At 65.5% G+C, this 1,115-nt stretch carries 1 protein-coding gene; it reads right to left on the bottom strand.

Features of this window, described 5'->3' with window-relative positions; genetic code table 11:
- Positions 1-1,115 (bottom strand): peptidase inhibitor family I36 protein (locus tag ACZ6EM_RS40480; protein WP_465774691.1); only part of this gene is annotated, 1,115 nt, incomplete at both ends.

The following is a 1,115-nucleotide window of genomic DNA, read 5'->3' as shown; positions in this document are numbered from 1 at the left end:
GTCGGGTGGGCCGTCGTAGAGGGTGGCGGTGGTGGTGGTCTGGTTGAGGGCGGTGCTGACGCTGTTGTAGGCCTGGGGGTAGAAGAGCTGGTCGTCTCCGGTTTGGTTGAGGAGTTGGAGGGTGCGGGTGGTGTTGTTGTAGACGGAGCAGACGGGGTGGGCGGCGATCTGTGGGTCGGTCAGGTCGATGGGCTGGTCGGAGTCGTCCCAGAACAGCCAGGACTTTCCGCCTTGCTGTACCTCTTCGTAGAGGCAGTAGGCGCCGTTGGGGACGGTGGCGTGGTCGACGACGGAGTCGAGGGCGTGAACGAGGTTGATGTCCAGGAGGTCTGCGGTCAGGCCGGGGTAGACCATCTGGAAGGTGCTGCGGTCGGCGTTGAAGAGCTGCAGGGTGTGGCTGGTGTTGTTGACCAGGGACATGGCCTTGCCGCCGGCGGTGTTGAGGAGGTTGGTCCTGGTGCCGTGGTAGACGCCGATGAGTTGACCGCTGCCGTTGGCTCCGCCGCGTTGGTCGTACAGGCCCCAGGCGTCGGCGGGGACGTTGGTGAGGAATCTGAGGGAGGAGGCCTGGTTGTCCAGGTTGAGCTGGTCTGCTTTGCTGTTGGGTTGGATGAATTCGTTGGTGCCCAGGAAGTTGGTGTCTTTGTAGAGGGCGATGACGCTGCTGGTTCTGTTCCAGGCGGATGAGGCGCGATTGTCGGCGTTCAGGACCTGGAGGTCGGGGGTGTCGCTGTAGACGAGCCAGGCTCGTCCGGTGCAGTAGGGATCGTCATAGAGGGCGATGTGGTCGGTGGACGGGACGATCTGGTAGGTGAGCGAGGCGGGGATGTGTGCTTCGACGAGGCGTTCCAGGGTGCTTTGGTCGTAGCTGATGGGTGCCTTGCCGGTGGTGCGGGGTTCCATGGTGACGTACAGGGGGGTGTGGTCAGGCCACTGGGTGCTGTCGCCGGGGAGGTGGACGTCACCGGGGTCGTCGATCTCGAGGAGCCATCCGTAGACGATTCGGGCTTCGGTGAGCAGGCCGGCGGGGGTGCCGCGGTGGGTGGCCAGCCAGCCGGCCAGGTCGATCGCCGCGCGGACCGCTCGCTCGGGCCATCCCGGCTCCACCCGGGCGC

Source organism: Kitasatospora sp. NPDC041917, assembly GCF_055589745.1.
The sequence above is the reverse complement of the archived record's forward strand: the minus strand, read 5'-3'. Positions and strand labels throughout refer to the sequence as shown.